This window comes from Micromonospora sp. NPDC047134 (assembly GCF_040643455.1).
Classification (GTDB): Bacteria; Actinomycetota; Actinomycetes; order Mycobacteriales; family Micromonosporaceae; genus Micromonospora.
On the sequence record NZ_JBEYUI010000015.1, the window covers coordinates 142,965 to 149,159 of the forward strand.

Consider the following 6,195-nt stretch of genomic DNA (forward strand, 5'->3'; position numbering starts at 1 on the left):
GTATGTTCGATAAGATGTCGGCATGGCTTCCTGGTCCGAATTCGCCGCTGACGAGCCTCGACTCGCCGACGGGATCCGCCTTCTCATGCAGCAGTACGGCCCGGGCTTCGGCTACCTGGCCACGGTCCGCCCCGACGGCGGGCCCCGGGTGCACCCGGTCTCCCCGGTGATCACCGATGACGGTCTCTACTGCTTCGTGATCGACTCTCCGAAGCGGCGTGACCTGGAACGCGACGGGCGCTACGCCCTGCACTCCTTCCCGCCGGAGGAGAGCGACGACGAGGCATACCTCGCCGGTCGGGCCTGGCCGGTGACGGACGACGCCACCGTGGCCCGCCTGGCGCTCGCCGCCCGCGCCGCGCCCCAGGTCGACTGGCGGCTGTTCGAGTTCACGATCGAGGTGGCGATGCTCAGCCGCCGTGGGCACGCCAACCCCGAGGTGCCCGGCGAGCACGGCGGGGTGCCGGCCGTCCAGGTCTGGCTCGACCCGGCGACCACCGTCCCCCAGGCCCAGCGGCCCGCCTCCCTGGCGGCCCACTCCGCCCGCCGCGCCCGCTGCGCGGCCTGACGCCAGCCGGTGCCGGCCCCGTCGAACGGGACCGGCACCGGAGGCGGTACGTGCCGAAGGCGCGCGTCAGGCGGCTCGGTAGGTGTTCCAGGCGCTGATCATGCGGCTGGCCTGGCCGGCCGTGAACTGGTACATGCAGGAGTCGTACGAGTAGTCCATGAAGTTGGTGATCGGGTCGGCGCCCGGGGCGGAGCAGGTGTCCCGACCGGTCGGGCAGCCGCTGGCCGGGGAAGCCTCCGCCGGGGTGTCCGAGACCTGGTCACCCGAGCCGGAGCAGCCGCCCTGGAAGGTGTGGTACAGGTTCAGCCAGTGACCGACCTCGTGGGTGCCGGTGTCGCCCTGGTTGTAGTTGGTGGCCGTGCCGCCGGGCAGCGACTCGCTCAGCACCACCACGCCGTCCATGCTGTTCAGCGTGCGCTGCGGGAAGGTCGCCCAACCGAGCAGGTTGTTGCTCAGCGCCCCCAGGTAGATGTTCAGGGTGTTCTTGCCGCCGACCCGGAGCTGGGTTTTCATCTGCCGCTCGGCGGTGGTGCCCTGCCGGATCGGGTACCAGGAGGTGTTGGTGACCCGGTTGATGCTCTGCAACTGGAAGGCGAAGGCGGTCGCCGCCCCACCGGACGCTCCGCTGAAGGCCTGGTTGAGCACGTTGATCTGAGACTGGATCATCGAGTCCGGGATGTTTCCGCCGGCCCGGGTGGTGTCCCTGCGGATCACGTGCACCACGACCGGGATGGTGACCGAGGCGGCGGCGGCCTGGGTGCCGAGGTTACGCTGGCCGACCCGCTTGGCCCGCTCCTGGAGCAGGTCGGCGAACTCGGCCTCCCGCTGGAGGACCTGGCTCTTGGTCAACTCGTTCGGGTCGTGCGCGAGGACGCCGCCATCACGGACCCGGACCGCACTGCCGGTCGGGTCGGCGCACTCCTCGTCGGCGTGCGCGTGCGCGTGCCCGGCGGCCATGGCCGGGCTGGCGGAGATGGTGGCGGCCGGCAGCGCGCCGACCGTTACCAGGCCGAGCGTCACGGCCAGCGACGTCGATGCGATACCGGCGAGACGCCGGTGCAGCAGGACGGGACGGAGTCCCATAAGCCCACCTCTTTCTGTCGACGCGACCGGGGGGTTGTGTCGCGCCGTGCGGAAAACGTGAGGCAGACGTTACAACCCATCGATAGATTTGAGAATGGGCATGTATTGCTGGCCGGAAAATTCTTGCCGGTCCGTGGGTCGGCCCGGCGGTCGGAGGACGATCGGGGTGCCTGGGTGCACCAGGCCGGTCGACTCAGGTACAGTGGTCCCGCTTGCGGGTGTAGTTCAATGGCAGAACATCAGCTTCCCAAGCTGACAGTGCGGGTTCGATTCCCGTCACCCGCTCCAACGGCAAAGGCCCAGGTCAGGAAGCAATTCCCGACGCTGGGCCTTCGCTTTTGTTGATCACTAACCGCTCGTCGTGCCCCCTACGTGCCCCTTCGGATTCACGTGCCCGTCCGTGCCCGCCGCCGTGTCCCCGGCTGTCGGGTCGGTGTCGCCCTGGTCCTCGTCGCCGTTCGTGGCCGTGCCCTCCGGCGCGCCCCCGCGCGCGTCCTCGACGAACTGGCTCAGCGCGTCGGCGATCTTCCGGTCTCGCCCGGCCGTCTTGTGTAGGTAGATCAGCGCCGCCCGAGTGGTCGAGTGCCCCATCCGGTCCATCAGGTCTCGCCAAGGCCGACATCGACGCAGCATGTCTTGCCCGCCAGGCCGGGCGTCCTCATCTGGCCGAGAGGAGTGCGTCACCCACGACTCTTCGGCTGCGCCTGATGCGCCTTCTCAATCGACTTCGGCGGTCAAGGTGAGGAGATTTCCGCGTACCTTCTCCAGCATTTCGACCAACATGGCGCGCTGATCGCTCGCCATTCCGGCCGTTGCCGTCTCCGCGAGTGTGCGCCACGCCGCTTCGATCTCCGCGATGGCAGCTCGGCCTTTGTCGGTCAGCTGGATTCGGGTGGCCCGCCGATCGCCCGGTACGGACGTCCGGACAAACCAGCCGCCTTGATCCAGGCGGGTGAGGCTGCGCGTGACGGTGGGCTGTTCCACGCCTAGCCGAGCGGCGATCTCAGAGACTGTAATGCCTTCGGGTTCCTGGCCGAGCATCCACAGAAGGACGTCCTGCCCCGGGTGTAGGGCGAGCCCGCTCAGCACGTCGGCCTGCGCACTGCGGTACAGCTTGGCCACCTTGACGAGGGCCTTGTTGGTGGCCAGAACATCCGCGAGTTCCACCTGGGCAGTGTACGAGTTGACGAGCAACCCCCACGTAATGCATAGTCGGCTAACCTATAGCCGACTATGGAGGTCGCAGTGGAAACCGGCCTGTCGCACAAGGTTGCTCTCATCACCGGCGCTTCCGGCGCCATCGGCAAAGCCACAGCGTTCCGCCTGGCTGACGAAGGCGCATCCGTCGCCGTGTCCTGGCACACCAACTTCGAAGGAGCCATGGATGTCGTCGACGCGGTGACGCAAGCAGGTGGCCAAGCCTGCGCCGTCCAACTGGACCACGGCGACCTCTCCACCGTGCCGGCCGTCCTAGAGGAGGTCAATGAACGTCTCGGTCCGGTCTCCGTTCTGGTCGCCAATGCCGTGAAGTGGCCGTCCTTTGACAGTGACGAGGTCGGTGGTCTCGCCACCTCGTTGGCCGTCAACACCGTCGGTCCGGCAGCTTTGATCGACGCGGCCCTGCCGGCCATGCGCTCCGCCGGCTGGGGACGCATCGTCGTCGTGTCGACCGACGTCGTCGAGCAGCCCATGGCGGGGCCGATCGCCTACGCTACGGCGAAGGGAGCGCTCGAGACCGCCGCGCGAGTGCTCGCCGTCCGAGAGGCCCGCCACGGCATCCTGACGAACATCGTGCGTCCCGGCTTCACCCTCACCGACAAGGCATTGAACGCTCCATTCCTGGGGCCAGAAGCGATTGCAGAGGAATCAGGAAAGACACCGACCGGGCGTATCTGCACCCCCGACGACGTCGCCACCGCGATCACCTATTTGGCCTCGGCAGCGAATGGCCACATCAATGGGCAGACGCTGTCATTGGCGGGCGGCCGCGAACTTGTCCGATGACTCTGCGCATACTCACCTGCCGCTTATAGCGCGATCATGCCAAGCATCAGCTGGGACACGACGAGCGCGTTGCCTCATGCGCCTACCGAGTGTGACTCTTCCGATGGGCGCACAAGCAGGGTTGTGGAGCAGCGGTCAGGCCACCGAGTCCGGTGTGAACGGTGTCAGGCAGAACGGATGGCCGGCCGGATCGAGCAGTACCCGCCACCGCGGGTCGGGCTGCTCCGGCAGCGTGGCCCCGAGCGCTACCGCCCGCTCCTCAGCCACCCGGAGATCGTCGGCGGTGAAGTCGAGGTGCACGATCGCCGTTCCCGGCCAGACCGGGGGGACGTAACAGGCGACCTGTTGCGCTACCAGCACAGCTCCGTGAACCTCGATTCCGACACTGGACTCCTTCGCCCACAACTGGCGGCCTCCAAGCAGTGCCCGGTAGAAGTCGGCAAGCCGCTGAGGGTCGGGACAGTCCAGCGAGATGGCCACCAGCCTCACCGGGCGGAACTCGGTCACAGTGGCACCCTACGGCCTCCGTCACGCATATGCCGGTTCTCGGAAATCGGGATCTGCCCGCGATCAGTGCGCGTAGGCGTCGTAGATCAGTTGGCGGACGCGTGTCGCGTCCCTGGGTGGTTGCGCAGGGCCATCCCGCCTGCCATCGACCCGGGGCGAGCCGAGCGGACCACCGCCCGACCCGCCAGCGTCCGAACGAGCCGTCAAGGTCCGCTTGACATGGCGGGCCGGGCGACGGCCCGCTCCCAGGAGGGCGGGTCGACGGCACACAGTGAGGATGGCCGGGTGCTGAGTTAGGCGGGAAGGCCCTGGCTGGAATGATCCTCAGCCAGGGCCTTCCATCACCATTTACAAGTGGTTGGCGACTAGATCGGGGTGGCTGTGTCCGGTTTCCGTGAGGTGGCCGCCAGCGCGGCAGCGCCGATGGCGGCGGCGGACAGCCCCGCCGCTCCGGCGATGGCGCCCGCCACGTTGGGGCCACTGGCGCGACCACCGTCACCAGTTGCCGGCCCACCCTTCGGCCGCCCGATGAAGTACGGCCGCATCATCTCGTTGTCCTCGTGCTCCAGGATGTGGCAGTGCCACACGTAACGGCCGGGCAGATCGAAGAAAGCCTTGATCCGGGTGATCTCACCCGGCAGGGCGATCACAGTGTCGAGGAAGCCGCTCTCCTGCGCGCTCGGCGGCTGGTTGCCGTCGGCTCCGCGGCCGACCACCTGGAACTGGATCTCGTGGACGTGGATAGGGTGCGCGTCCATCGTCCGGTTGTCGAGCTCCCAGATCTCTGTGGAATTGAGTGTCGGGTTCTCGGTGATCGGATCGTCCCACCGCAGCGGTACGGCCGTGCCGCCGGCCGTGACGGTGCCGAGCAGGGCCGCGATCGGGCCGCAACCGGTTGAGGAAACCTGCTCGTTGAGCGAGAGCCGGCGGGTGTTGGTCGCCGTGCCCAGGGGTGTGAACTTGGGCAGGCGGAGCTGATCCGGCGGGACGCTCTTGTCCGCACCGATCCGGGGCCCGACGACGAACTTCATCACCTGTCCGGTCGTGTTGACGTCCGCGAACCCGTCGTCGGCAGGCACGCCGGTGAACGGCCCGTCCGGCCCCTCGTTGATGAGGAACAGCTCAGTGCCGGCCGGCACGTCGGTGAAGTCCACGATCACATCCGCCCGCTGGGCATTGCCGAGCAGGATCTGATCGAGCCGCACCGGCTTGGGCAGGAAGCCGCCGTCGGTGCCAATCAGCCACATCGGCAGGGCCACGGCGGCAGGTCGCGGGGCTGTCGGGTTCGCCGCGATCTTCAGGACGAGGAGGCGCGAGTTGCAGCCGTTGAGCAGGCGCAGCCGGTACCGTCGCTTCTCGACCTTGAGCTTCGGCCACGTCCGCCCGTTGACCACCATCGTGTTCGCGAAGAACTCGGGGTTCCAGATCGGCGGCACGTCGCCATTCGGGATGTAGTCGGCCGGATTGGTGCAGTCGCCGAAGAACGCCCGCGTGCCCGGGTAGAAGAGCGACCCGTCCGGGTTGAACGACCGGTCCTGGATGGCCAGCGGGATCTCGTAGTAGCGGGTGCCGGGCTTGTCACCGATCGCGGGAGCGGGACCGGGCAGGACACCGGGGGGCAGGTCCGACTTGCCACCTCGGAGAAGGTAGAAGCCGGCCGGGCCGGCGTACACGTTCTGCCGGGTCATGCCCAGGGTGTGATCGTGGAACCACTCGGTGGTCGCTCGCTGGTCGTTGTCGTAGTGGAAGGTGGCGGTCCCCGGCTTCCACCTGATCCCGTGTCGCCGTTCGAACTTCCGCCGGAACTCGTCATAGAAGCTGCCCACCGTCGCGAAGCCGGCGGGGATGTTCTTCGCTCTCGGCAGGTACCACGCCTCCGGGTACCCATCGCTCTCTTCCCGGCTGTGCCCGCCGTGCAGGTGGACGACCATCGGCACGGCCCTGTCTGCCAGGCTGAGATGAGGCAGCCGTTCCGGGAGCGTTAGGCTTGCCGGGAGACAGGAAGAGGATCATCGTGACACTACCCAGCACGC

6 protein-coding genes, 1 tRNA gene and 1 pseudogene are annotated in these 6,195 nt (G+C 67.8%); 3 read left to right on the forward strand and 5 right to left on the reverse strand.

What is annotated here, in order from left to right; translation table 11 throughout:
• Nucleotides 1–22: 22 nt before the first annotated feature.
• Nucleotides 23–568 (forward strand): pyridoxamine 5'-phosphate oxidase family protein, encoded by a 546-nt coding sequence (locus tag ABZ795_RS19325; protein WP_357531326.1) that lies wholly within the window; start codon nt 23–25, stop codon nt 566–568.
• A 66-nt stretch (nt 569–634) separates the two neighbouring features.
• On the opposite strand, the gene ABZ795_RS19330 is transcribed toward ABZ795_RS19325, so the two are convergent.
• A complete protein-coding gene (locus ABZ795_RS19330) occupies nt 635–1,651 on the reverse strand; it encodes a zinc metalloprotease (protein WP_357531327.1) in 1,017 nt (338 codons plus the stop codon).
• A 214-nt stretch (nt 1,652–1,865) separates the two neighbouring features.
• Between ABZ795_RS19330 and ABZ795_RS19335 the strand changes: the two genes are divergently transcribed.
• Nucleotides 1,866–1,939: transfer RNA gene (locus ABZ795_RS19335), tRNA-Gly, on the forward strand.
• A 60-nt stretch (nt 1,940–1,999) separates the two neighbouring features.
• Here the strand turns inward: ABZ795_RS19335 and ABZ795_RS19340 are convergent.
• Together ABZ795_RS19340 and ABZ795_RS19345 are read right to left on the reverse strand one after the other, a co-directional pair.
• Nucleotides 2,000–2,251 carry a hypothetical protein gene (locus ABZ795_RS19340; RefSeq protein ID WP_357531328.1) on the reverse strand — a complete coding sequence of 84 codons (252 nt, stop codon included), beginning with the start codon at nt 2,249–2,251 and terminating at the stop codon, nt 2,000–2,002.
• 117 nt (nt 2,252–2,368) lie between these two features.
• The gene (locus ABZ795_RS19345; protein ID WP_357531329.1) at nt 2,369–2,818 is read right to left on the reverse strand and encodes a MarR family transcriptional regulator; all 450 of its coding nucleotides are present in this window, start codon (nt 2,816–2,818) and stop codon (nt 2,369–2,371) included.
• A gap of 78 nt (nt 2,819–2,896) precedes the next feature.
• Between ABZ795_RS19345 and ABZ795_RS19350 the strand changes: the two genes are divergently transcribed.
• Nucleotides 2,897–3,655: an SDR family oxidoreductase gene (locus tag ABZ795_RS19350; protein WP_357531330.1), complete on the forward strand. Its 759-nt coding sequence runs from the start codon at nt 2,897–2,899 to the stop codon at nt 3,653–3,655.
• 135 nt (nt 3,656–3,790) lie between these two features.
• Here the strand turns inward: ABZ795_RS19350 and ABZ795_RS19355 are convergent, their stop codons facing one another.
• Together ABZ795_RS19355 and ABZ795_RS19360 are read right to left on the reverse strand one after the other, a co-directional pair.
• Nucleotides 3,791–4,162 (reverse strand): VOC family protein, encoded by a 372-nt coding sequence (locus ABZ795_RS19355; protein WP_357531331.1) that lies wholly within the window; start codon nt 4,160–4,162, stop codon nt 3,791–3,793.
• A gap of 365 nt (nt 4,163–4,527) precedes the next feature.
• Nucleotides 4,528–6,099 (reverse strand): annotated as a pseudogene (locus ABZ795_RS19360) (multicopper oxidase domain-containing protein); the annotation flags it as partial.
• Nucleotides 6,100–6,195 lie beyond the last annotated feature (96 nt).

Bases quoted from the DNA above. Each gene is read 5' to 3' on its own strand.
- ABZ795_RS19340 (WP_357531328.1), bottom strand. From the start codon at position 2,251: ATGGACCGGATGGGGCACTCGACCACTCGGGCGGCGCTGATCTACCTA.
- ABZ795_RS19330 (WP_357531327.1), bottom strand. From the start codon at position 1,651: ATGGGACTCCGTCCCGTCCTGCTGCACCGGCGTCTCGCCGGTATCGCA.
- ABZ795_RS19325 (WP_357531326.1), top strand. From the start codon at position 23: ATGGCTTCCTGGTCCGAATTCGCCGCTGACGAGCCTCGACTCGCCGAC.